At 63.7% G+C, this 23,147-nt stretch carries 17 protein-coding genes and 1 pseudogene; 7 read left to right on the top strand and 11 right to left on the bottom strand.

Annotated features, from left to right (window positions below; all coding sequences use genetic code 11):
* Positions 1-25: 25 nt before the first annotated feature.
* Positions 26-688, bottom strand: coding sequence for a GMP/IMP nucleotidase (yrfG, locus tag L6D80_RS28360; RefSeq protein ID WP_054903564.1), 663 nt, complete (start codon positions 686-688; stop codon positions 26-28).
* 64 nt (positions 689-752) lie between these two features.
* On the opposite strand from yrfG, the gene nudE reads away from it, so the two are divergent.
* Positions 753-1,319: an ADP compounds hydrolase NudE gene (gene nudE, locus L6D80_RS28355; RefSeq protein ID WP_054903565.1), complete on the top strand. Its 567-nt coding sequence runs from the start codon at positions 753-755 to the stop codon at positions 1,317-1,319.
* Entirely contained in the window at positions 1,316-2,143 is an 828-nt protein-coding gene (cysQ, locus tag L6D80_RS28350) for a 3'(2'),5'-bisphosphate nucleotidase CysQ (RefSeq protein ID WP_176515514.1), read from the top strand. The genes nudE and cysQ overlap by 4 nt, the downstream gene beginning before the upstream one ends.
* 16 nt (positions 2,144-2,159) lie before the next feature.
* Here cysQ and L6D80_RS28345 read toward each other — a convergent pair whose 3' ends face one another.
* The 5 genes from L6D80_RS28345 to rfbC are packed head-to-tail and all read right to left on the bottom strand — an operon-like array spanning position 2,160 to position 7,273.
* Positions 2,160-2,615, bottom strand: coding sequence for a thioesterase domain-containing protein (locus tag L6D80_RS28345; RefSeq protein ID WP_176515512.1), 456 nt, complete (start codon positions 2,613-2,615; stop codon positions 2,160-2,162).
* Positions 2,612-4,021, bottom strand: a complete 1,410-nt coding sequence (locus L6D80_RS28340; RefSeq protein ID WP_176515510.1) for a sigma-54-dependent transcriptional regulator — start codon at positions 4,019-4,021, stop codon at positions 2,612-2,614. Before L6D80_RS28340 ends, L6D80_RS28345 begins: the two co-directional genes overlap by 4 nt.
* The gene (locus L6D80_RS28335) at positions 4,018-5,832 is read right to left on the bottom strand and encodes a sensor histidine kinase (RefSeq protein WP_054903569.1); all 1,815 of its coding nucleotides are present in this window, start codon (positions 5,830-5,832) and stop codon (positions 4,018-4,020) included. The genes L6D80_RS28340 and L6D80_RS28335 overlap by 4 nt, the downstream gene beginning before the upstream one ends.
* A 38-nt stretch (positions 5,833-5,870) precedes the next feature.
* Complete coding sequence (gene rfbD / locus L6D80_RS28330; protein ID WP_176515508.1) at positions 5,871-6,731, bottom strand: dTDP-4-dehydrorhamnose reductase; 861 nt, start codon at positions 6,729-6,731, stop codon at positions 5,871-5,873.
* Positions 6,728-7,273: a dTDP-4-dehydrorhamnose 3,5-epimerase gene (gene rfbC, locus L6D80_RS28325; protein WP_176515506.1), complete on the bottom strand. Its 546-nt coding sequence runs from the start codon at positions 7,271-7,273 to the stop codon at positions 6,728-6,730. The genes rfbD and rfbC overlap by 4 nt, the downstream gene beginning before the upstream one ends.
* 191 nt (positions 7,274-7,464) lie before the next feature.
* On the opposite strand from rfbC, the gene L6D80_RS28320 reads away from it, so the two are divergent.
* The 3 genes from L6D80_RS28320 (at position 7,465) to L6D80_RS28310 (ending at position 12,005) form a co-directional block, all read left to right on the top strand.
* Positions 7,465-10,365 carry an aminotransferase gene (locus tag L6D80_RS28320; RefSeq protein ID WP_176515504.1) on the top strand — a complete coding sequence of 967 codons (2,901 nt, stop codon included), beginning with the start codon at positions 7,465-7,467 and terminating at the stop codon, positions 10,363-10,365.
* 154 nt (positions 10,366-10,519) lie between these two features.
* Positions 10,520-11,626 carry an agmatine deiminase gene (gene aguA / locus L6D80_RS28315; RefSeq protein WP_054903573.1) on the top strand — a complete coding sequence of 369 codons (1,107 nt, stop codon included), beginning with the start codon at positions 10,520-10,522 and terminating at the stop codon, positions 11,624-11,626.
* A gap of 181 nt (positions 11,627-11,807) precedes the next feature.
* Positions 11,808-12,005 (top strand): hypothetical protein, encoded by a 198-nt coding sequence (locus L6D80_RS28310; protein WP_082422894.1) that lies wholly within the window; start codon positions 11,808-11,810, stop codon positions 12,003-12,005.
* A gap of 103 nt (positions 12,006-12,108) precedes the next feature.
* Here L6D80_RS28310 and L6D80_RS28305 read toward each other — a convergent pair whose 3' ends face one another.
* The gene (locus L6D80_RS28305; RefSeq protein ID WP_176515502.1) at positions 12,109-14,211 is read right to left on the bottom strand and encodes a TonB-dependent receptor; all 2,103 of its coding nucleotides are present in this window, start codon (positions 14,209-14,211) and stop codon (positions 12,109-12,111) included.
* Between the two features lie 465 nt (positions 14,212-14,676).
* Between L6D80_RS28305 and L6D80_RS28300 the strand changes: the two genes are divergently transcribed.
* Positions 14,677-15,996: an OprD family porin gene (locus L6D80_RS28300; protein ID WP_054903575.1), complete on the top strand. Its 1,320-nt coding sequence runs from the start codon at positions 14,677-14,679 to the stop codon at positions 15,994-15,996.
* A gap of 30 nt (positions 15,997-16,026) precedes the next feature.
* On the opposite strand, the gene L6D80_RS28295 is transcribed toward L6D80_RS28300, so the two are convergent.
* The 3 genes from L6D80_RS28295 to L6D80_RS28285 all read right to left on the bottom strand — a co-directional run bounded on the left by L6D80_RS28295 (position 16,027) and on the right by L6D80_RS28285 (position 19,988).
* Positions 16,027-17,694, bottom strand: a complete 1,668-nt coding sequence (locus L6D80_RS28295) for an FMN-binding glutamate synthase family protein (protein WP_054903576.1) — start codon at positions 17,692-17,694, stop codon at positions 16,027-16,029.
* Positions 17,695-17,899: 205 nt separating this feature from the next.
* Positions 17,900-19,267 (bottom strand): ATP-binding protein, encoded by a 1,368-nt coding sequence (locus L6D80_RS28290; protein ID WP_176515500.1) that lies wholly within the window; start codon positions 19,265-19,267, stop codon positions 17,900-17,902.
* Between the two features lies 1 nt (position 19,268).
* Entirely contained in the window at positions 19,269-19,988 is a 720-nt protein-coding gene (locus L6D80_RS28285; protein ID WP_176515498.1) for a response regulator, read from the bottom strand.
* 154 nt (positions 19,989-20,142) lie between these two features.
* Between L6D80_RS28285 and L6D80_RS28280 the strand changes: the two genes are divergently transcribed.
* Positions 20,143-22,386 carry a TonB-dependent siderophore receptor gene (locus L6D80_RS28280; RefSeq protein WP_223849196.1) on the top strand — a complete coding sequence of 748 codons (2,244 nt, stop codon included), beginning with the start codon at positions 20,143-20,145 and terminating at the stop codon, positions 22,384-22,386.
* A 554-nt stretch (positions 22,387-22,940) separates the two neighbouring features.
* Here the strand turns inward: L6D80_RS28280 and L6D80_RS28270 are convergent.
* Positions 22,941-23,147 (bottom strand): annotated as a pseudogene (locus tag L6D80_RS28270) (hypothetical protein); the annotation flags it as partial.

The following is a 23,147-nucleotide window of genomic DNA, read 5'->3' as shown; positions in this document are numbered from 1 at the left end:
TCGGCGGCCTGCCGGCGATGAGGCTTTACAGCCCCTGCAGCAACGCCCGGTAATCCTCGACCGCCTCAAACTCTTGGGTATCGCGCGGCGCCGCCTGGCTGTCCGGCTGGCGCACCGCCAGCAAATGCCCTACGCCAAATCGCCGTGCACTGCGCAAGATCGCCAGCGTGTCGTCGATGAACAGGCTGCGTTCAGGCACAAAGCCGATATCCGCCTGCAACGCATCCCAGAACTGCGGGCTTTCCTTCGGATAGCCATAGTCGTGCGAACTGATCAGCCGCTCGAAATACGGCGCCAGTTCCACACGCTCCAGCTTGAGTGACAGTGAATCGCGGTGGGCGTTGGTGATCATCACCACCCGCTTGCCAGCCTGGCGGATCGCGGCAAGAAAGGTATCGGCATCAGGCCGCAGGGCAATCAGGTCGGCGATCTCGCGCTTGAGCTCGCGGATGGGCAGCTTCAGCTCCCTGCTCCAGAAATCCAGGCAGTACCAGTTGAGTGTGCCAGCATTGCGCTCGAACAGCGGCTGCAGCTCCATTTGCGCCATGGCACGGCTCACCCCATGCAGCTCGGCATAGCGTTGCGGCAGGTGTTCGAGCCAGAAGCGGTTGTCGTAGTGCAGGTCGAGCAGGGTGCCGTCCATGTCCAGCAGGACGGTATCGATGGCAGACCAGGGAAGAACAGGCATGGGAAACTCTCGATCAGTCGGCAAGCCACGGTATAGTAACCCGTTCACGCCAAGGAGCCGCCCCATGCGCCAGAAACCCACCGTCCTCAGTCGCGAGATTGTCGCCAGCAGCCGCCTGTTCCGCGTCGAAGCCGTGCAGTTGCGCTTCAGCAATGGCACCGAGCGCACCTACGAGCGCCTGGTCGGCCGTGGCAATGGCTATGGCGCGGTCATGATCGTGGCGATGCTCGACGCCGAGCACGCGGTGCTGGTCGAGGAATACTGCGGCGGTACCGATGAGTACGAACTGTCGCTGCCCAAAGGCCTGATAGAGCCGGGTGAAGACGTGCTGGCAGCAGCCGACCGCGAGCTCAAGGAAGAGGCGGGCTTTGGCGCACGTCAGCTGGAGCACCTGACCGAGTTGTCGCTTTCGCCTGGCTACATGAGCCAGAAAATCCAGGTGGTGCTGGCCAGCGACCTCTACGAGGAACGCCTGGAAGGCGACGAGCCGGAGCCGATGCGGGTCGACAAGGTCAACCTGCGCGAACTCTCGGCGCTGGCCATGCACCCGCAGTTCACCGAGGGCCGGGCGCTGGCGGCGCTGTACCTGGCGCGTGACCTGCTGATCCAGCGTGGGCTGCTCGACGCATGAACGATCAACAACTGATGCGGGAAGTGGTGAAGCTTGCCGGCCTGGCGGGTGAGGCCATCCTGCCGTTCTGGCGCGCCGATGTGGCGGTGACCAACAAGGCCGATGACTCGCCGGTGACCGCTGCCGACCTGGCCGCGCACCGGGTCATCGCCGACGGCCTGCAGGCGCTGGCGCCGCACATCCCGGTACTGTCCGAGGAAGACTGCAATATCCCGCTGGCCGAGCGCCAGGGCTGGCAGCGCTGGTGGCTGGTCGACCCCCTGGACGGCACCAAGGAGTTCATCGCGGGCAGCGAAGAATTCACCGTCAACATTGCACTGATCGAAAACGGCGAAGTGGTGTTTGGTGTGGTGTCGATGCCGACCAGCGGGCGCTGCTATTTCGGTGGCCGGCGCCTGGGGGCCTGGCGTGCCGAGGCCGGTTGTGATGCCTTGCCGATACAGGTACGCAATGCGCCGCCTGCCGACGGCCGTTTCACCGTCGTGGCTAGCCGCCGCCACTCCAGCCCGCAACAGGAAGCCTTGTTGGCTGGCCTGAGCAGCGCAGTGGGAGAGCTCGAGCTGGCCAATATCGGCAGTTCGCTGAAATTCTGCCTGCTCGCTGAAGGCAGCGCCGACTGTTACCCGCGTCTGGCACCCACCTCACAGTGGGACACGGCTGCCGCCCAGGGCGTGCTGGAAGGTGCCGCTGGCGAGGTGATCGGCCTGGACGGGCAGCCGTTCTGCTACCCGCCCCGCGCGTCTTTGCTCAACCCGTTCTTCCTGGCCCTGCCCGCTGCAGCGCGCTGGCGCCAGGCACTCTTGACGCTGGCGACGGCCTTGTAGCTGCGGCGCTCACCCATTAGCGATGCAGCACGTATTGCCCGCTGAAGCGGACGGCGGGCGCGTCGCTGCCGAGGTTGCTCACTGTGGTTTCCAGCGTCAGCCGCGCACGGCCACGGCGCTGGTACAGCGTTAAAAAACGCGCCCAGGTGTTTTCTTCGGGTGCGGCGCAGCGCGCCACCGCTGCACCGGTGACCGGCAGCGGGTAGCTGATCTGGCCTTCATGGATGACGATATGCCCGTCATCGATGCCCAGTTCGCGCAAGCGCAGGTGCAGCCAGCCCCAACCCACCAGTACTGCCGCGCAATACAGGCTGCCGCCGAACATGGTGCTCTTGTGGTTGACGTTGGCAGCCAGCGGCAGTTGCAGACGCAGGGTCTGGCTTTGCCAATCGAGCACTTCCAGGCCCATTTCACGGGTCAGGGGGATGTCGCTGTGCAGTACGGCTTGCAGGTACTGGCTATCGCTGCTCATGGGCGGGTGTCCTCATGGTCTTCGGGGCCGCTGCTGCCGCCTTCAAAACTCAGGCCGTGCTTGCGCAGCTTGTCGTGCAGGGTTTTACGCGGGATGCCCAGGGCTTCTGCCAGGCTGCGCATGGAGCTGTGCGGCTGGGCCAGTTCGGCAGCGATCAGGGAGCGTTCGAACTGCTCAACCTGTTCACTGAGGTTGCCCAGCAGTATCGGGGCGGCGGGCGCGGCCGTAGCGGCTGGCTGGCCATCCAGGGCCAGCTCCAGGCCCAGGGCGAAACGCTCGGCGGCGTTCTGCAGCTCGCGTACGTTGCCTGGCCAGTCATGGCGCAGCAGCATGGCCCGTTGTGCAGGTTGCAGGCTGTGCGGCGGCAAACCATGGCGCTGGCTGGCGGTATCGGCAAAATGCTGGAACAGCACCAGAATGTCATCACCACGCTCGCGCAGGGGCGGGATGCGCAGCGGTGCCACATTCAGCCGGTAATACAGGTCGGCGCGGAAGCGGCCCTGGTCGGCGGACTGGCGCAGGTCTTCCTTGGTTGCGGCAATGATGCGGATATCCAGCGGGATCAGCTGGTTGCCACCCAGGCGCTCGACCACGCGCTCCTGCAGCAGGCGCAGCAGCTTCACCTGTACATCCAGGCTCATGCTCTCGATTTCGTCGAGGAACAGCGTGCCGCCATTGGCGAACTCGAATTTGCCGATGCGACGCTTCTGCGCGCCTGTGAAGGCGCCGGGCTCATGGCCGAACAGTTCGCTTTCGACCACCGACTCGGCCAGCGCACCGGCATTGATCGCCACAAACGGGCCTTCGCGGCGGCTGGACAGGTCATGCAATGCGCGTGCGACCACCTCTTTACCCGCCCCGGTTTCGCCGAGGATCAGTACATCGGCACGGGTGCCGGCCAGGGCGCCAATCTGCTCGCGCAAACGCTGCATCGAGGACGAATGGCCGACCAGGCGGGTGGCCAGTTGCTGGCGGTCGCTCAGGGCCAGGCGCAGGCTGCGGTTGTCCAGCACCAGTCGGCGCAGGGCCAGGGCGCGGCGCACGCTGTCGAGCAGGGCGTCACTGGCAAAGGGTTTTTCCAGGAAGTCGTAGGCCCCGGCGCGCATGGCCTGCACGGCCAGCGGTACATCGCCGTGGCCGGTAATCAGCAGCACCGGCAGTTCGCTGTCGCGGCCATGCAGTTGTTCCAGCAGTTGCAGGCCATCGATGCCCGGCATGCGGATGTCGCTGACGACCACGCCGGGCCAGTCTGGCGCGATACGTTCGGCCAGGCCCTGGGCATCGGCCAGGGCGACCACCTTGAGCCCGGCCAGGTCCAGGGTCTGGCTCAGGGCCTGGCGCAGGTGCGGGTCGTCGTCGACCAGCAGCACCTGGGCCTGGCTATCGATTTGTGTCTCGGTCGTCATGCCGAGGGGTCCTCCGAAGGTTGCAGGTTGGCGCCGGGCGTTGCCATGCGTAACTGCAGGGTAAGCAAGGCACCGCCTTCCGGGTGGTTGGCCAACAGCAGTTCGCCGCCCAGTGCGCGCATCAGGCTTTCGCAGATGGCCAGGCCCAGGCCCAGCCCCTGGGTGCGGGTCTTGGTGGTGAAGAACGGTTCCTTGGCGTGCTCCAGGGCCTGGCGGCTGAAGCCTGGGCCGTTGTCGCGGATGAACAGGTAGACGTACTCATCGCGCTTTTCGGCACTCAGCCAGAGCCGACGGGGGTTGGCCTTTTCGGTCAGGGCATCGAGGGCATTGGCCAGCAGGTTGCCCAGCACCTGGCGCAGGCGCGTTTCACCCGCCTGTACCCACAGCGTGGCATCTGGCAGGTCGCGGATCAGCTCCACGGCCATCGCCCGGCGCCGCTTGGCCAGCAGGGCCAGGGCATCGTCCAGCGCTGGCTGCAGGGCCACGCTTTCAGGGGCGTGGCGATCGCGGCGGGCGAAGGCCCGCAGGTGGGCGATGATCGAAGCCATGCGCCCGGTCAGCTCGCCGATCAGCTTGAGGTTGCCGCGGGCCTCCTCGGTGCGCTGATGATCGAGCAGGACCTCGGCGTTTTCCGCGTAGCTGCGGATGGCCGCCAACGGCTGGTTGAGTTCATGGCTGATGCTCGCCGACATGGTGCCAAGCACTGACAGCTTGCCGGCCTGCACCAATTCGTCCTGGGCGCGGACCAGCTCCTGCTGGGCGTTCTCGCGTTCCAGCACCGCGTTTTTCAGCCGGGTATTGAGCCCTTCGAGGTCGGCTGTACGCTCCACCACGCGGTTTTCCAGCTCCTGGCGGCCCCGCGCTTCGAAGTCGATGCGGTCGATGTAATGCCGGCGCCGTTGCATCACCAGGCCGGCCAGCAACATCAACACCAGCAACGCGCCCGCACCAATGGCCATCACCGTCTGCACCGAGCGGTCGACCAGCATGCGCGGGGCAAGGATGCTGACCTGCCAGCCGGTTTCCTTGATGTCGCGGGTCTGCGTCAGCCAGGCATCCTGGTTGAGCACCAGCGGCTGTGGCGCCTGGGTCGGGTAGGGCTGGATGGCGATGATCGCCTGGCGTTCGGCCTCGGTCAGCACCCGTGTGGCACGGAAGCGCCAGTCTGGGCGAGAGGTGAGGATCACCACGCCGTTATGGTCGGTCAGCAGCAGTTGCTCCGGGGTGCGGCCCCAGAGGGTTTCGGTATGGTCGAGGTCGACCTTGACCACCAGCACGCCGACGATACGTTCACGGTCGCGCACGGCCGCGGCGAAGAAGTAGCCGCGTTTGGCCGAGGTGGTGCCCTGGCCGAAGAAGCGCCCCAGGTGCCCGGCCATGGCCTCGTTGAAGTAGGGGCGGAAGGCGAAATTACGGCCGACGAAGCTGTCGTGCTTGTCCCAGTTGGAGGCGGCCAGGGTGTTGCCGCTGACGTCCATCAGGTACATCACCTCGGCACCGGTCTGGTGAACGATGTCCTTGAGCAGGCGGTTGGCGTTGGTCACCGTTTCCAGCTTGAACGGGTCGGCCAGCACCCCGCGCAGCGCCGGCAGGTCGCCGAGGATCTGCGGCAGGGTTTCATAGCGGTGCAGGGTGCCCAGCAAGTTGGCGACATACAGGTCCAGGGTCTGGCGGTTCTGCGAGGCCAGTTCATCCTGGTAATAGCGTTCGGCAAGGTGGTGCAGCGGCCACAGCAAGGGGGCCAGGCACAGCGCCAACAAGGCCAGGCTGCGCCAGCGGGGACGGCGTGGGTGCGTGGGTTTTGCAATCATCGCGTAAATGCGCCAGAGGAGTCTGGCGCAATTATGCGCTACTTGAGGCAGTCGATCAGCGCCTGCTGCCAATGCGGCAGGTGCACGTCCCATTCGCGGGCCAGGCGTGAGCAGTCCAGGCGCGAATTGAGCGGGCGGCGCGCGGGTGTGGGGTACTCGCTGGACGGGATCGGTAGCAGCTCGGCGCAGGGCAGGCCTTGGGCCTTGAGCTGTTCAGCGATGGCCTGGGCAAAACCGAACCACGAGGTTTCCCCTTGGGCCGTCAGGTGGTAGGTGCCCCAGGCGCCTGCGCGCCCGGCGTGCCAACGCTCGATCAGTTCAAGGGTGCTGGCGGCGATGCTGCCTGCCCAGGTAGGCGCGCCAATTTGATCGTCCACGACGCGCAGCTGGGGTTTTTCCTGCAGCAGGCGTTGCATGGTCAGCAGGAAGTTACGGCCATGCAGCGAGTAGACCCAGCTGGTACGCAGGATCAGGTACTGGCCATCCACTGCGGCAATGGCCCGTTCTGCGGCCAGCTTGCTGCGCCCATACACCCCCAGCGGGTGGGGTTGGTCTTTTTCGTTGTAGGGGGTGGCCTTTTCACCGTCGAAAACATAATCGGTGGAGTAATGGATCAGCGGGGCACCTAGCCGCAGGGCTTCTTCAGCCAGCACGCAGGGGCTTTCGGCGTTGATGGCATAGGCCGTATCCGGCTCGCTTTCAGCCTGGTCCACGGCGGTGTAGGCCGCGGCGTTGATGATCAGGTCGGGCGCGAGCCGGCGCAGCGGTTCGCGCAGGGACGCGGGGTGGGCCATGTTCAACTGCTCGCGGCCCCACAGGTGCAGCTCGCCAAGCCCCGCCAAGTGCGTTTGCAGCGCCTGGGCGACCTGGCCGTTGTGGCCGCAGACGAGCAGCTTCATGGGAACAGGTCCGCCTGCCCCAGCAGCGCACCGGCCTGGTCCTTGGCTGACAGCAGCGGCGGCTGCTCCAGGCCCCAGTCGATGCCCAGTTGCGGGTCATCCCAGCGGATGCAGCGCTCGGCGGCCGGGTTGTAGTACTCGGTGGTCTTGTACAGGAAGTCGGCCGACTCACTCAGCACCAGAAAGCCATGGGCAAACCCTGGTGGAATCCAGAACTGACGGTGCTCCACGGCATCGAGCCGGGTCGCCACCCAGCGGCCGAACGTCGGCGAGCTGCGGCGGATGTCCACAGCAACGTCGAGCACTTCACCGTGGGTCACGCGGACCAGTTTCCCCTGGGGGTTGTCGATCTGGTAGTGCAGCCCGCGTAGCACCCCGAGTTGCGAACGTGAGTGGTTGTCCTGGACGAAACGGGCCTCGACGCCGGTCTGGCTGGCGAACTCGCGGGCATTGAAGCTTTCAAGGAAGAAGCCGCGGCTATCGCCAAAGACCTTGGGTTCGATGATCAGCAAGTCAGGTATATCGGTGATGAGTATATTCATGTCGATTCTTTGACCAGTGTGCTCAGATTTCGACCTTACCGGTCATTTTCAGTTTTGCCGCCTTGGCCCCTTGGAGCCTAGATTGTCGACGGGTCTGCGCATGGACGCACGATCATCATTTCATCTTTGCCTCTTGTTTATCGGCCTTGGCAGTGGCGAGATAAGCGAAAAGTAAAAGAGGTTTCATCTTCATGCCCCTCAGTACCCTGATCCAGCGCTCCAGTCTGCCCAGCCCGTCGCTCAGCGAAGCCCAGGCGCACGCCCTGCTGCAGGCGCACTACGACCTTGCCGGCAGCCTGGCCGAGTTGGGCAGCCAGCAGGACCTGAACTTCCGGCTGGACACGGGGCAGGGGCGTTATGTGCTCAAGGTGTGCCACGGCAGTTATGCCCAGGTGGAGCTCGAGGCGCAGCATGCGGCGCTGGCCTACCTGCGCGGGCAAGGGGTGCCGGTGCCGGGGGTGCGCCCGGCACGTGACGGGCAGGCGCTGCTGGCGCTGGAGGTGGACGGGCAGCCGCTGCGTGCGCGCCTGCTCGATTACATCGAAGGCCAGCCGCTGACGCGCCTGAAGCACATGCAACCGCGCCTGATGGCTGAACTGGGTGCGCTGTGCGCGCGGGTCGACAAGGCCCTGGCCGGCTTTGACCACCCAGGCCTGGTGCGCACCCTGCAATGGGACCCGCAGCATGCCCAACCCTTGATCGAACACCTGTTGCCCGTGCTGCAGGCGCCGGAGCAACGCGCGCGTATCGAGCAGGCTACGCGCCTGGCCGCCGCACACCTGGCACCGCTCGCCGGGCAACTGCCGAGCCAGGCCGTACACCTGGACATCACCGACGACAATGCCGTTTGGGCCCGTGACAGCGAGCGCCAGTGGCAACTGCAAGGCGTCATCGATTTCGGTGACCTGTTGCATACCTGGCGGGTCGCCGACCTGTCGGTCACCTGTGCCGCCTTGTTGCACCACGCTCAAGGTGACCCGCTGCGCATCCTGCCGGCAGTACGGGCTTACCAGGCTATCAACCCATTGGAAGAAGCCGAACTGCGTGCCCTCTGGCCGCTGGTGCTGAACCGTGCCGCGGTGCTGGTGCTGAGCAGCGAGCAGCAACTGGCCGTCGACCCGGGCAACCAGTACACCCGCGACAACATCGGCCATGAGTGGGACATTTTCAACACGGCCACCGCCGTGCCGTTCTCTCTGATGGAAGCGGCCATCCTGCAGGCCGCTGGCATCACCCCGGCCGCGCCGGAGTTGGCCGGTGGTGTACCGTTGCTGCCGGGCCTGGCCGGGCAGGCGGTCACCAGGGTCGACCTGGGTGTGCTGAGCCCGCACTGCGAGGCGGGCAACTGGGAACAGCCAGGCTTCGACCAGCGCCTGTTGGCAGCCCAGCCCGCGCCTGCGTGCAGCCTGTATGGGCAGTATCGCCTGTCGCAAACCCATATCGACCGCCCTGAAGAACCGGCGACCTGTGCACTGGGTGTCGAACTGCAGGTGCCCAGTGGCAGCGTGGTACAGGCGCCACAAGCCGGCACCTGGCAACGCCACGGCGAGGGCCGCGGCTGTTTGCGCACGGCGCATTGGGCCTTGTGGCTGGGCGGCCTTGAAGATGCCCCGGCCGATGGGCAGGCCCTGGAGCAGGGCCAGGCGCTGGGCCGCAGCGGTGGCTTGCTGAGCGTGCAACTGTGCCTGGACAGCGCGACCCAGCCGCCGTTCTTCGCCACCCCGTCACACGCGCCAGCCTGGCTGGCCCTGTGCCCGTCTCCCGCAGGGCTGCTGGGCTTTGACTGTGACGCCGAGCCCCTGGCAGACCCACAGGCGTTGCTGGCCCGCCGCGACGCCAGCTTCGCTCGCTCGCAGAAGCACTACTATGCACAGCCGCCGCACATCGAGCGCGGCTGGCGCAACTACCTGATCGACATGCAGGGCCGGTCCTACCTGGACATGCTCAACAACGTCGCAGTGCTCGGCCATGGCCACCCGCGGATGGCTGCCGAGTCGGCGCGCCAGTGGTCACTGGTCAATACCAACTCGCGCTTCCATTACGCCGCCATCGCCGAATTCTCCGAGCGCCTGCTCGCGCTGGCACCTGCCGGCTTCGATCGGGTGTTCCTGGTCAACAGTGGCACTGAGGCCAACGACCTGGCGATTCGCCTGGCCTGGGCCTATAGCGGCGGGCGCGACTTGCTCAGCGTACTGGAGGCCTACCATGGCTGGTCGGTGGCCACCGATGCCATCTCCACCTCGATCGCCGATAACCCGCAGGCCCTGGAAACCCGGCCAGACTGGGTACACCCGGTCGAAGCGCCAAATACCTTCCGCGGTCGCTTTCGCGGGGAGGACAGTGCTGCCGATTACCTGCGCGACGTGGATGCCAAACTTGTCGACATCGATGCCCGCGGCCGCCAGCTGGCCGGGATGATCTGTGAGCCGGTATATGGCAATGCCGGCGGTATCTCGTTGCCGGCTGGCTACCTGCAGGATGCCTATGCCAAGGTACGTGCCCGTGGCGGCGTGTGTATCGCCGACGAGGTGCAGGTGGGTTACGGCCGCCTGGGCGAGTACTTCTGGGGCTTCGAGGAGCAGGGCGTTGTGCCCGACATCATCACCATGGCCAAGGGCATGGGCAATGGCCAGCCGTTGGGGGCCGTGATCACCCGGCGCGAGATTGCTGAGGCGCTGGAGGCGGAGGGCTACTTCTTCTCCTCCGCCGGTGGCAGCCCGGTCAGTTGCCGCATCGGCATGGCCGTGCTGGATGTGATGGAAAAGGAAGGGCTGTGGCAGAACACCCGCGAAACCGGGCGTTACTTCAAGGCGCGGCTGCAGGCGTTGGTCGATAAACATCCACTGGCTGGCGCAGCGCATGGTTCGGGCTTCTACCTGGGGCTGGAGTTGGTGCGTGACCGCCAGACGCTGGAGCCCGCCACTGAAGAAACCACAGTGTTGTGCAACCGCCTGCGTGACTTGGGGATCTTCATGCAGCCCACCGGGGACTACTTGAACATCCTCAAGATCAAGCCTCCAATGTGCACCACACGCGCCAGCGTTGACTATTTTGTGGACAGCGTAGACCGGATTCTGTCCGAAGACCTGTAAGCTACGGAATGCCGCTCAGGTCGATTGATATCGGGTTGAGCGGCATTTTTGCTAACCATTCAGAATTTTTCCGCTTTTAATGCCGATATATATCGGTTATAAATTCGGCATCTCCCCATAGACCATCGGCCCAGGGCCCATGCAGAGGTTAACCATGAAAACCCTCAACTCCACCCCCCGCGCCGACGGTTTCCACATGCCCGCCGAATGGGCGCCGCAGAGCCAGGTCTGGATGGTCTGGCCGGAGCGCTCTGACAACTGGCGCCTGGGTGGCAAGCCTGCCCAGGCCGCCCACGTGACCTTGGCCAAGGCCATCGCCCGTTTCGAGCCGGTCACCGTGGCGGTTTCCGCTGGCCAATACGAAAACGCCCGTCGCCAGCTCGACCTGCCCAATATCCGCGTGGTGGAAATCAGCAATGACGACGCCTGGGTGCGCGACACCGGCCCAACCTTCGTGATCAACGACGCTGGCGAAGTGCGTGGCGTGGACTGGGGCTTCAACGCCTGGGGTGGCTTCGAGGGTGGCCTGTACGCGCCGTGGAACCGTGACGAGGAGCTGGCCGCCAAGGTGCTGGAGATGGAGCGCTGCCAGCGCTATTACACCGAAGGCTTCGTGCTGGAAGGCGGTTCGATCCATGTGGACGGGGAAGGCACCCTGATCACCACCGAAGAATGCCTGCTCAACCATAACCGCAACCCGCACCTGAACCGCGAGCAGATCGAAGACATCCTGCGTGAGCACCTGGCCGTGGAAACCATCGTCTGGCTGCCGGATGGCCTGTACAACGATGAAACCGACGGCCACGTCGACAACTTCTGCTGTTACGTCAGCCCTGGTGAAGTGTTACTGGCCTGGACCGATGATTCCAACGACCCCAACTACGCACGCTGCCATGCAGCGTATGACGTGCTGAAAAACAGCCGTGATGCCAAAGGTCGCGAGTTCGTGGTGCACAAGATGCCAATCCCGGGCCCGCTGTTCGCCACTGAAGAAGAATGTGCGGGTGTCGACCAGGTGGCCGGTAGCCAGGAACGTGACCCGTCGGTACGCCTGGCCGGGTCCTACGTGAACTTCCTGATCGTCAACGGCGGCATCATCGCGCCGAGCTTCGATGACCCGGCAGATGCCCAGGCCAGAGCGATTCTGGCCAAGGTGTTCCCGGACCATGAAGTGGTGATGATCCCTGGCCGTGAACTGTTGCTCGGCGGCGGCAACATCCACTGCCTGACCCAGCAGCAGCCGGCGCCGTTCAAGCGCTGAAGCAAGGTTGCCGGAAGAAGCCCGTCCCAGGACGGGCTTTTTTTTTGCGACACCCGGCAGGTGCGAGTGGCATACGTTTTGTATTGCCTTTCATGGAGTTAAGCCAGGCAGGCGGACGCTCCATTCTGTAACAATCACTACGTAGATTAGCCGCTCACGGGCCTAGGGAGTACGTGTAGACATGAACACAGCAAGTGAGTCGGCTTTGCGCCCATCGGTACTGAATCACCAAGCGCTCAGAACACTGGCGCACTGGTTGAAACAACGGGGAAGCAGTCAGGTCAGGACGACCGACCCACGGCGTTTGCTTGATGGCCGCTACCCCCAAGGCCTGCTAAGCGATGCGGAGCTGGAAGCACTGATGGGTGTATGGCACTGAACAGGGCAGGAGCCCGCACCATGAACAACGCCACCGCGATTGCGGTGGCGTTTTCGTTTGTGCGGGCGGCATTACCCGCCAAGGCCGGCGCAGGCTTTCACGCTTAGAAGCGGTATGTGCCCGTCACCACCAGGCTGCGCGGGTCGCCCGGCTGGATCTGCGCCGCACTGGTCGCCGAGCTGTAGTAGGTCTTGTCGGCAATGTTGCTCAACGCTGCCCGCACATCCCAGTCATGGGTACGCAATCCTGCCAGCGCATCCCAACGGCCATAACCGGGCATGACCGTGGTGTTCTGGTTGTCGGCATAACGCTCACCGACCAGGGTCAGCCCGGTTTCGGCGTACCAGCCAAGTTCCGGCTTCCAGGTGACGAACAGGCTGGCGTTGCGTTTGGCGACGTCGTTGATGCGGTTGCCTTCCAGGCCGTTGTTGTCCTTGACCACGGTGGCATCCTGCACACCGATGCCGCCCCGTACATACCAGTTGCCGACGATGTTGCCGGTGGCGGTCAGCTCGATGCCACGCGAGCGCTGCAGGCCGCTGAGCAGGGTGATTTCCGGGTTGTTCGGGTCACGCGTGCGGCGGTTGTACAGCTCCAGCTCGTAGAGGGCCAAGGTGGTGCTCAGGCGCTCGTCGAACCAGTCGCTTTTGACCCCGATCTCCTTCTGCCGGGTCAGTTCCGGGCCGGTGTCGTTGGTGTTGCCGGGGGCGCCCGGGGTGATGCCTATCAGGCCACCGCCCACAGGCGAGAAGGTTTTGCTCCATGACGCATAGAACGAGTGATCGCGCCATGGCGTATAGACCACGCCCAGGCGTGGGCTGGTGGTGTTGCTGTCCTGTTTTTCGGTCAGGTTGCGCACGTTGTTGGTGGTTTGTACTTCGAACTGGTCGAAGCGCACGCCGGCCAGGATCTGCCACTGATCATTGAGGCGGATCTGGTCTTGCAGGTACAGGCCTCGGCTGTCGACCACCGTGTGGTTGTCGCTGGAGACCACCATGCGCCCGTTGTGCTGCAGGTGGCGGTCGGGGTGGTTCAGGCTCAGGCTGGGCACCGGCTGGCCTCCGGCCGACACGGCGGCAGCGGTAGACAGCGTGGGGTCGCGGCGCTGGTTGCCGAACTCAAGGCCCAGCAGCACCTTGTGCTCCACGCCCCAGGTGGCCAGGTCGCCTTCGGCTTCGAGGTTGTTGAACAGGTTGCGGGTGTTCAGGTCTTGCTGCCAGCGCTGCCGCGTAACCGTGTTGTTGCTTGCGTTGTAGCCCGTGGCATAGGTGTTATCGAACTCGCTGTCGAGTTTGAACAGGCCAAGGGTGTGGCGCAGTTGCCAGCTGTCGTTGAGCTGGTAGTTGAGCCGCGAGCGCAAGGATTGCGCACGGTCATCGATGTAGTCGCGCTGGGTATCGCCGTAGGTGGTGCTACGGCTGACATCTGCCGGGCGGCCGTTGACGCCAGGGATGCCACGGTCGGGTGTGCGGTTGTAGCGGCTGTACTCGTACTGCACCAGCCAGTTCAGGTCGGGCGAGAGCTGCCAGCTCATGGACGGGGCGAACAGCTGGCGGCTGCCATCGATGCCATCGCGGAAACTGTTGCTGTCCTCGTTGCCCATGTTCAGGCGCAGGCTAAGCGTGTCGCTGGGGTCGGCGCTCAGGTCTGCGTACAGGCTGCGCAGGTCCTGGCTGCCGCCCTGGGCCTCGATGGAGGAGCGGCGGCCATGCTCCGGCGCCTTGCTGACCCGGTTGACGATACCGCCCTGGCTGCCACGGCCATACAGTACTGCTGCCGGCCCCTTGAGCACTTCGACCCGCTCGATGTTGTGCAGGTCCCGAATGTACTGGCTGTCGTCGCGAATACCGTCCAGGTAGAAGTCGTTGCTCGCCTCGAAGCCGCGAATACGCACGCTATCGAAGCGGGTATCGGCGCCGCTGCTGACGTTGGGGATGCCTTCGAGCGCCTTGCCCAGCGAGCTGCTGCCGTAGTCCAGCACGTTGGCCGTCTTCACCGTGTCGATGGCCTGCGGCACATAGCGCACGGGGGTGGAGGTGCGTGTGGCAGTGCTGACGTCCTTCACACGCGGGTTGTCTTCTTCGCGCTCACTGTCGGCGGTAACCGCCAGTTCGGGCAGGGTCGTGGTAGCGGCGCTGGCCAGGCTGGCGCTGAACAGCAGCGACAGGCCAAGCGTCAGGGGCGAAAGGCGGCAAGGGGCAAGCATGGGTATCCGGACCGGAGGCAGATGATAAAAAGGTGCGAATGGTAATGCTTGCCATTTACTGCTGCTTGGGTATTTGTAAAGCCTTGTCTTTACATATGTATCACTTTGTAACTAGTGCTTTGGTGCTGCCCGGGGCGAAAAATCGGCTGACTTAAACCGCTTTATCCGACAGGAGACAAATTGCCCGCCGATGGCGCGAACCTGTATGGAAATGCACTATTCCCGACCGTGATTTTGGTTATATCAACCTGCATTTCACGAGTTTTTGACATTTGTAATCGCACACGGCTAGGATTCGGCCAACGCCTGCTGGCCATGACTTGGCCATGCTGCTGCACAAGGCCCGCCACGCGACCCTCGGCGGGCTTTTCAGTTTGGATCCGCATAGCGTCGAACCTACGAAGGGGCGTTGGTTCCTGGCGTCATATTGCAGAGCGTTTTTGATTAAGAAATAAGGAAAACAACATGTTGAAAACCAGGATCAGCCTGGTCGCCTTGGCGATGATCGCCGCGACCCAGGCCCAGGCCAACGAGCAGGCCGACAGCAAGGGCTTCATCGAGGACAGCCACGCAAACGTCCTCCTGCGCAACGCTTACATCAACCGTGACAAGAAACACGGTACCGATGACCAGATCGAATGGGGCCAAGGCGTCATCGCCAACTTCTCCTCCGGTTTCACCCAGGGCACCGTCGGTGTCGGTGTCGACGCATTCGGCCTGTACGCCCTGCGTCTGGACGGCGGCAAGGGCCACAACGGTGGCGGCGGCGTCGACTTCTTCAAGCCACACGAAACCACCAATGCCGACGGCAACGCTAGCTCGCCGCATAACCTGGCCCGTGGCGGCGCAGCCGTGAAATTCCGCATCTCCAACACCGTGCTCAAGTACGGTGACCAGATGCCAGCACTGCCAGTGCTGCAGTACGACGACGCCCGTCTGCTGCCAGAAAGCTTCACCGGTACCCTGATCACCTCCAAAGAGATCCAGGGCCTGGAACTGAACGCCGGCCGCTTCACTCAGGAAGCGCGCAAGAGTGCCGAGCGCCGTGACGGTGGCGGCCTGAAGTCGATCAACGTCTTCGGTGGTAGCTACAAGTTCACCGACAACTTCACCGCTTCGCTGTACACCGCCGACAACGAAGACGTGATGAAGAAGCACTACCTGGGCTTGAACTACGTCTTCCCGATTGCCAGCGACCAGTCCCTGACCCTGGACTTCAACGGCTACAAGTCGGACATCGACAAGAAGTACGTTCAGGAAGCTGGCCTCAACGGCGACTCCAACACCATCTGGAGCCTGGCCGCGACCTACGCCTACGGTGCGCACTCGTTCACCATCGCGCACCAGCGCAGCACCGGCAGCACCGGCTACAACTACGGCTGGTACCAGAACCAGGGCGGCGTGGGTGACGGTGGTTCGACCATCTACCTGGCCAACTCCTACTGGTCCGACTTCAACGCCGAAGACGAGCGCTCCTGGCAGCTGGGCTACGGTCTGGACTTCGGTGCCTACGGTATCCCGGGCCTGACCTACAAGCTGGCCTACGTGGTGGGTGACAACATCAACACCCGCAACATCGCCAACCCACAAGGCTTCGGCGAAGGTAAAGAGCGCGAAATCTTCAACCAGATCCGTTACGTCGTTCAAGACGGCCCGGCCAAGGACCTGTCGATCAAGCTGCGCAGCTCGTTCGTTCGCACCAACAACGCTGTACGCCAGAACGGCTACAACGACGACGGCAACGAAGTCCGCGTATTCGTCGAGTACCCGATCAGCATCTTCTGATACTGATTGGTTGTACCGAGCAGCCCCGGCCTATGCCGGGGCTGTTTCTTTTCTGCGTGCCGGTGCCGCTGGCACCACAGCCATGTCCCCCGTCTGCGGCGCAAAGCTGTCACTGCGCGCCATCCGCCACATCCGCGCATAGAACTCGCTTTCGATCGCGCCACTGAGCAATTCGCCCGGCTTGAGGAATTGGTGCAGGTCGGAGAACAGGCTGATCTCGCTGGTGCTGATGCGCCGCGCCAGGTGCTTGGGCTTGAGCTCCGACGGGTGCTCGAGGCCTGCGGCCGCAAGCATTTCGGCCAGGGCGTGCAAGGTGTTGCGGTGGAAGCTGGCCACCCGCTGGGCTTTGTCGGGTACTACCAGCGCACGCTGGCGCAACGGGTCCTGGGTGGCCACGCCGGTCGGGCACTTGTTGGTGTGGCAGCTCTGCGACTGGATGCAGCCGATGGCGAACATGAAGCCGCGCGCCGAATTGACCCAGTCGGCACCGATCGCCAGCACGCTGGCGATATCGAAGGCACTGACGATCTTGCCCGCCGCGCCGATGCGGATACTCGAGCGCAGGTTCAGGCCCACCAGGGTGTTGTGCACGAACATCAACCCCTCACGCATGGGGACGCCCATGTTATCGCTGAACTCGCGCGGCGCCGCGCCGGTGCCGCCTTCCTTGCCATCGACGACGATGAAGTCGGGGGTGATGCCGGTGGCCAGCATGGCTTTGGCGATGCCCATGAACTCCCACGGGTGGCCCAGGCAGAACTTGAAACCCACCGGTTTGCCACCTGACAACTCACGCAGGCTGGCGACAAAGTGCAGCAGCTCCAGCGGCGTGCGGAAGGCGCTGTGGGCCGCAGGGGAAATGCAGTCTTCGCCCACGCGCACGCCACGGGTGGCGGCAATTTCCGCGCTGACCTTGTGCCCCGGCAGGATGCCACCGTGGCCGGGTTTGGCGCCCTGGCTGAGCTTGATCTCGATCATCTTCACCTGTGGGTCGCGCGCCTGGTCGGCGAAGCGCTGCGGGTCGAAGCGGCCTTGCTCGTTACGGCAGCCGAAATAACCGCTGCCGATTTCCCAGATCAGGTCGCCGCCGTGCTCGCGGTGATAGGGGCTGATGCTGCCTTCGCCCGTGTCGTGGGCGAAGCGGCCCAGGCGCGCACCCTGGTTCAGCGCCGCGATGGCGTTGGCGCTGAGTGCGCCGAAGCTCATGGCCGAGATGTTGAAGATCGACGCCGAGTAGGGCTGGCGGCACTGCGGCCCGCCGATGGCGATGCGGAATGAAGCAGGGTCCGGGGTGGCCACCGGCAGCATCGAATGGCTGATGAATTCGAAGCCTGGCTTGTAGGCATCGTTGAGCGTGCCGAAGGCTTTCTCGGCGCTCTCGTTCTTGGCCCGGGCGTAGACCAGCGAGCGTTGGGAGCGGGAGAAGGGCAGTTTGTCGTCGTCGCCTTCGATCAGGTACTGGCGGATTTCCGGGCGGATGGTTTCGATCAGGTAGCGGATGTTGCCCAGGATCGGATAATTGCGCCGTACTGCATGGTGGCTCTGGCGCAGGTCGTTCAGGCCGACCAGGCTGAGCAGGGCGGTGACCACTGTCAGCGGCCAGAGCCAGGTGTGCGTGGCGAGCAAGGGGAGGCTGGCGAAGGTGAATATCAGGCAGATCGCCAGGCAGGCGTAGCGGCTGGGTAGAGAGTGTTTCATGGGTCCATCGCAGGCAGGATGACCGGGGCAAGCATAGGCAAACTGGCCGTGCGGAAAACCAGGCGAATCGGTAAAACACTATTACCTGATGATAGGTTGTATTGTCGCTCACCCCCTAGAAATCAACACACTCCCTGTGGGAGCGGGCTTGCCCCGCGAACACCGGCGCAGCCGGTGCCGTAACCTGTTTCGCATTACAAGCCCCCTAACCAGGCAAAAGAATGCTGACACGCAACCCGCCACCCTCACGGTTCGTCAGCATCAACTCACCCCCATGGCTGGCGGCAATCCGCTGGGCGATGCTCAACCCCAACCCGTAACCACCCGACCCATGGTTGCGGGACCCTTCACCGCGCACAAACGGATCAGTGATGGTCGCCAGCAGCCCCGGTGACACCCCCGGCCCACGGTCGTCTACATGGATGTGCACACCCGTGCCAGCGCGCTCCAGCGTAACGGAAACCTCCCTGGCATAGCGCAGGGCATTGACCAGCAAGTTCTGCAGGCAACGCTGCAGCAACAAGGCATCGACCCGCAAGCTACCGCCCTTGCCCTGCACCGGCAGGGGCTCGTCGGCACTGGCCAGGTCGGCGCACAGCCGTGCTACCAGGCGGTCCACATCCACCTGCTGCAGGTTCTGCTGTTCACCTGCGCGCAGGTAATCCAGCACCTGGCCGATCATGTCATCCATCTGTGTAATGTTCTGCCGCAGCCGCTCGCGGTGCTCATCATCGGGCAGCCGCTCAAGCCGCAGGCGCATGCGCGTCAACGGCGTGCGCAGGTCGTGGGACACGGCGGCAAGGAAGTAGGCCTTGTCATTGACCATGGCAATCAAGCGCTGCTGCATGGCGTTGAACGCCTGGGCGGCCTGGCGCACCTCTTCTGGGCCGTCCAGTGCCAGTGGCGGCTGTTCCAGGTTGCTGCCCAGGCCACGTGCCGCGTCGGCCAGGCGCCGCAGCGGGCGCAGGCACAGGCGCACGGCAAGCAGGCAGACCAGCAGCACAGCGACGATGCGCAGGGCATACACCCGCAATAGATAATCGCTGATCAACACCCAGGCCGATTCGCCGCTCCAGCCTTGCAGCTCCACGCCGTCGATGGCCAGCCACTGGCCGTTGGCCAAGGGCACGGCGAACTGGATATGCGCCTGCGCCGTGCGCAGCCCGAACAGGCTGCGCCACACAATCGGCTGGCCCAGCTCATCGGTCAGTTGCACCTTGAGCAGGCGCACCGGCTGAGGATGGCCAAGTTCATACGTGAGCGCCTGCTGCAGCAACAGCTCGACGCGGTGTCGGCCGCGGCGTTGGTCCTGCACGGCGGCGGGGGCGCTGGCGACACAGCGCAGTTGGTAATGCGCCGGCACCTGCAGGCTGCCGGCTTGGCAATCGGCCTGGGCAATTAACCCGGCCGTGCGTGCGGCAATCAACCTGACCGGCGCTTCCAGCACCTGGGCGAAGCGCACATCGAACCAGATGCTGCTCGATACCAGCTGAATCACCAGCGTGCCGCTGACCATGATCAGCAGCAACTGACCGAACAGCGTGCGCGGCCACAGCCGGCGAAGCCAACGCACCTTAGCTGGCCGCCTCGGCGCGGGCGATGCTCAGCAGGTAGCCTTCGTTGCGGATAGTGAGGATTTGCGCAGCGCTGCCCGGCGCACGGCGCAGCTGCTGGCGCAGCCGGCTGATGCACATGTCCACTGAACGGTCATCGGGATGGTGGTCGCGGCCGAACGCACTGCGCGTCAACTGATCGCGTGAAACCACACGGTTGTTGGCCTCCAGCAACTCACGCAGCACCCGGTAATCGGAGCGGGGCAGGGTAAGCGCCTCGCCATCGGGGCGGGTCAGCAGGCGCTTGACGTGGTCGAGGCTGAAACCGGCGAAGTGGTGGGCTTCGGCCTCAGCTTCCTCGGCCGCTGGGCCCTGACGCTGTGGGCGGCGCAACACCGCCTTGATGCGGGCGATCAGTTCGCGTGGCTCGAACGGCTTGGCCAGGTAGTCATCGGCACCCACCTCCAGGCCGATGATCCGGTCCAGCGTACTGCCCTTGGCCGACAGCATGATCACCGCCAGGCCTGGCGTGGCCTGTAACTGCCGGCACAGGCTCAAGCCATCCTCGCCGGGCAGCATCAAGTCCAGTACCACCAGCTCGACCTTGTGCGCGGCCAACTGCTCGCGCATGCCGTCACCATCGGCCGCCGCCAGGACGGTATAGCCGGCATCGGTAAGGTAATCGCAGAGAAGTTCGCGGATCTCGTCGTCATCATCGACAACTAGCAAGGTTGTGCTCATCGGGAAAACACCTGTCAAGGGAGGGCCGGCAGCGCTCATTACGTTCGATTACATCCCCGTACAAGCCGGGCATGGAGCCCAGAGGGCGGATCCCTAGAATCGTAACAAAAAATCATCTGCAAATACGAAGCCTTCCCAAATGAAACCTCAGCGCATGACGATTCACCCGCTTGCCTTCTTTGTTGCATTGGCTGCCAGCGGCACCGCCATGGCCGCCAGCGCCCCCCTGGAGCTGGACGCCACGCAGGTCGAAGACAGCGCCCTGCTGCCTGCCGACGCGGCCGGCCAGCTTGGCTACACGGTACAGAGCACCCGCAGCTCGACCGGCCTCAAGCTGACCCCCCGGCAGACCCCACAGTCGGTTACCAGCATTACCCGCCAGCAGATGGATGACCGCGATATCCATACCATCCAACAGGCATTGGACACTACCCCGGGCGTGAGCACCAACCAGTCCGAGGTGGGCGGGCGTACCGACTTCCGTGCCCGTGGCTACTCGATCAGCAATTGGAAGATCGATGGCCTGCAGTTCCAGGGTGGCTCCGACTTCAACGGGGGCGGCAACGCGTTGAACATGGACCTGTACGACCGCATCGATATCGTCCGCGGGGCCAATGGCCTGCTGGGCGGCACGGGCGACCCTTCGGCCACCGTCAACCTGATCCGCAAGGCCCCGACCAAAACCTTTGGCGGCAGCGCCTACGCCACCTACGGCAGTTGGGACCGGCGCCGCCTGGGCGCCGACCTCAACCTGCCACTGTCCGAAGACGGCCGCCTGCGTTCGCGCTTCGTCATGACCCAGCAGGACGCCAACTCGTTCCGCGACAACCAGTCCGAACGCTCCCGCGCGGCGCTGGCCAACTTCGAATTCGACCTGGACGACGCCACCACCTTGGGCGCCGGTTATCAGTACGAGTACAACAAGGTGGTCGGCGGTGGCTGGGGCGCCAACATCCCCATCTGGTACCGCGACGGCAGCAAGACCGACCTGCCCCGCAGCACCAACCTGGTACCCAGCTGGAGCTTCGGCGAGTACACCACCCGCACCGCCTTCGGCTCGCTGCAGCACCGCTTCGACAACGACTGGACCCTCGACCTGAAAGGCGCCCAGAGCACCGCTGAGGTGCTCAACCATCGCGGCCTGGCCAAGGTCAACTCCGCCGGGCGCGGCAGTTTTGGCGGTTACTGGGACCAGGACGGCAGCGGCGCCGTGCTCAACGGCCTGCACAGCTCAAGCGACACCACCCAGCAGTCGGCGCAGATCGACCTGTCTGGCCCGTTCCAGCTGTTTGGCCGCACCCACCAGGCGATGGTCGGCTACAACGACAGCCGCACCGTGGCTTGGTCGCCGGAGTACAGCTGCACCATGACCAGCGACAACCGCATCAGCGCGCCTGCACTCGGTTGCCAGTTCCGCGCCAACAATGGCTTCCCGCTGACTGACTGGCACAACGGTGTGGACAGCGACTACGACATACTCGCCTCCCGCACCGGCCGCCACAGCAAGACCACCACCCGCTTGCAGGGCATGTACGCCGCCACCCGCCTGAGCATCACCGACCCGCTGTCGGTGATCGCCGGCGTGCGCACCACCGACTATTCAGCCACCACCCGCAACGTTGGCGGCGTGCGCAGCACCCAGCAGAACAACGGCATCGTCACCCCCTACCTGGGCGCCGTGTACGACCTCAACGACACCTATTCGCTGTACGCCAGTTACACCGACATCTTCAACCCGCAAACGGCAGAAACCGAGAGCGGCACCAAGGTCGAGCCCATTCGCGGCCAGAGCTACGAAACCGGCATCAAAGGCGAGTGGCTGGAGGGTCGCCTGAATGCATCGGCGGCGTACTTCCGCACCAAGCAGGAAAACAAGGCTGTGCTCGACGACGGCCTGACCACCCCGACCGGTGGCGATGCCTACAAGGCCGGTACCGGCCAGGAAACCGACGGCATCGACCTGGAAATCGCCGGCGCCCTGACCCCGAACTGGAACGTCTATGCGGGCTACACCTACCTGCACTTCCGCCGTGTGGACAGTGACGGGCGTAGCGACCCCTCGCACTTGTTCAAGGCTTCCACTACCTATCGTTTGTCCGGCCCGCTTGATCGCCTGACCTTGGGCGCTGGCGTCAAGGCACAGACCAACATCCGCGCCATCTCCAGCCCGGCGGGGCAGCCTGTGAACGGGGTGAGTGCGGGGTCGACCGATGTGAACTGGTCTGGGTATGCGATATGGAATGCGATGGCCAAGTATCAGGTAACGGACGATACGTCGGTCAGCCTGAACGTCGATAACCTGTTTGATAAGCACTACTACACCCAGTATGGGTTCTATGCGGGGGCGATTTATGGAGACCCGCGGAACGTGTCGCTGACGGTTAGTACGGCGTTCTGATAAGCGACTGGGAGGGTTGATGGAACGCCCTCGTCTGTGAGCGTGCTCGGCTTCGATTAGGTGTGTGCTTCGAGTTGACCTTCACCAATGATCAGCAATTCATCCTGAATATGAGCGACACGCTTGGAAGGGCCGGAGCTGGATATCCAGATCGGTGCTGTCACCCTCCTCCTGGACGCGCTGACTCAAACGGCGCCTGATGAAAATATTCGAAAGTTTATTCGCTTGCGTTTGAACAGGCTGCCGCGGCGCTGGGGCGAGTGCGTGGAGTGTCAGCCGATAGTGGGCGCGAAGCAGTATCGCGTACATTGACGGTGGCTTGCGCGGGCTGGGAGAGCTACCTGAAAGAGGGCGCCTGTTAGTGATTTTGGAATGCACGGGGCACACAAACAGAAAAGGCCCATCTTTCGGTGAGCCTTTCTTGATGCAGCGTATTGTCGGTACCAAGAATCGAAAAGAGCCTAAGCTTATGATAATAATGGATTAATCATTTGGCTAATCGCTAGGCTATCCCAAAAATTATCCTTTTCTTCTTCCTAGACTATCGGATGTGATCAGCTTACGCAGTCGAGGGGAAGATTTGCCTTGTCCGCCCAGCAGATTGATAGCATCAAACTTCGCAACTTTATTGCCTTTGAATCGCCCCTGGTTTCGTAGACACCTCCAAGCCTCATAATGAGGCCCAAATAGGAGGTGCCATGAGTCGTCAGCGTTACCCCGAAGAGTTCAAGATCGAAGCGGTCAAGCAAGTGACCGAGAAA

Source organism: Pseudomonas ceruminis, assembly GCF_021602025.1.
GTDB classification, from domain to species: Bacteria; Pseudomonadota; Gammaproteobacteria; order Pseudomonadales; family Pseudomonadaceae; genus Aquipseudomonas; species Aquipseudomonas ceruminis.
Note: the sequence above shows the minus strand (reverse complement) of the source record. Positions and strands in the feature narration are given on the sequence as shown.

What these genes read in the sequence shown, in the direction of transcription:
- yrfG (WP_054903564.1), bottom strand. Translation starts at nt 688, where the DNA reads ATGCCTGTTCTTCCCTGGTCTGCCATCGATACCGTCCTGCTGGACATG.
- nudE (WP_054903565.1), top strand. Translation starts at nt 753, where the DNA reads ATGCGCCAGAAACCCACCGTCCTCAGTCGCGAGATTGTCGCCAGCAGC.
- cysQ (WP_176515514.1), top strand. Translation starts at nt 1,316, where the DNA reads ATGAACGATCAACAACTGATGCGGGAAGTGGTGAAGCTTGCCGGCCTG.
- L6D80_RS28345 (WP_176515512.1), bottom strand. Translation starts at nt 2,615, where the DNA reads ATGAGCAGCGATAGCCAGTACCTGCAAGCCGTACTGCACAGCGACATC.
- L6D80_RS28340 (WP_176515510.1), bottom strand. Translation starts at nt 4,021, where the DNA reads ATGACGACCGAGACACAAATCGATAGCCAGGCCCAGGTGCTGCTGGTC.
- L6D80_RS28335 (WP_054903569.1), bottom strand. Translation starts at nt 5,832, where the DNA reads ATGATTGCAAAACCCACGCACCCACGCCGTCCCCGCTGGCGCAGCCTG.
- rfbD (WP_176515508.1), bottom strand. Translation starts at nt 6,731, where the DNA reads ATGAAGCTGCTCGTCTGCGGCCACAACGGCCAGGTCGCCCAGGCGCTG.
- rfbC (WP_176515506.1), bottom strand. Translation starts at nt 7,273, where the DNA reads ATGAATATACTCATCACCGATATACCTGACTTGCTGATCATCGAACCC.
- L6D80_RS28320 (WP_176515504.1), top strand. Translation starts at nt 7,465, where the DNA reads ATGCCCCTCAGTACCCTGATCCAGCGCTCCAGTCTGCCCAGCCCGTCG.
- aguA (WP_054903573.1), top strand. Translation starts at nt 10,520, where the DNA reads ATGAAAACCCTCAACTCCACCCCCCGCGCCGACGGTTTCCACATGCCC.
- L6D80_RS28310 (WP_082422894.1), top strand. Translation starts at nt 11,808, where the DNA reads ATGAACACAGCAAGTGAGTCGGCTTTGCGCCCATCGGTACTGAATCAC.
- L6D80_RS28305 (WP_176515502.1), bottom strand. Translation starts at nt 14,211, where the DNA reads ATGCTTGCCCCTTGCCGCCTTTCGCCCCTGACGCTTGGCCTGTCGCTG.
- L6D80_RS28300 (WP_054903575.1), top strand. Translation starts at nt 14,677, where the DNA reads ATGTTGAAAACCAGGATCAGCCTGGTCGCCTTGGCGATGATCGCCGCG.
- L6D80_RS28295 (WP_054903576.1), bottom strand. Translation starts at nt 17,694, where the DNA reads ATGAAACACTCTCTACCCAGCCGCTACGCCTGCCTGGCGATCTGCCTG.
- L6D80_RS28285 (WP_176515498.1), bottom strand. Translation starts at nt 19,988, where the DNA reads ATGAGCACAACCTTGCTAGTTGTCGATGATGACGACGAGATCCGCGAA.
- L6D80_RS28280 (WP_223849196.1), top strand. Translation starts at nt 20,143, where the DNA reads ATGACGATTCACCCGCTTGCCTTCTTTGTTGCATTGGCTGCCAGCGGC.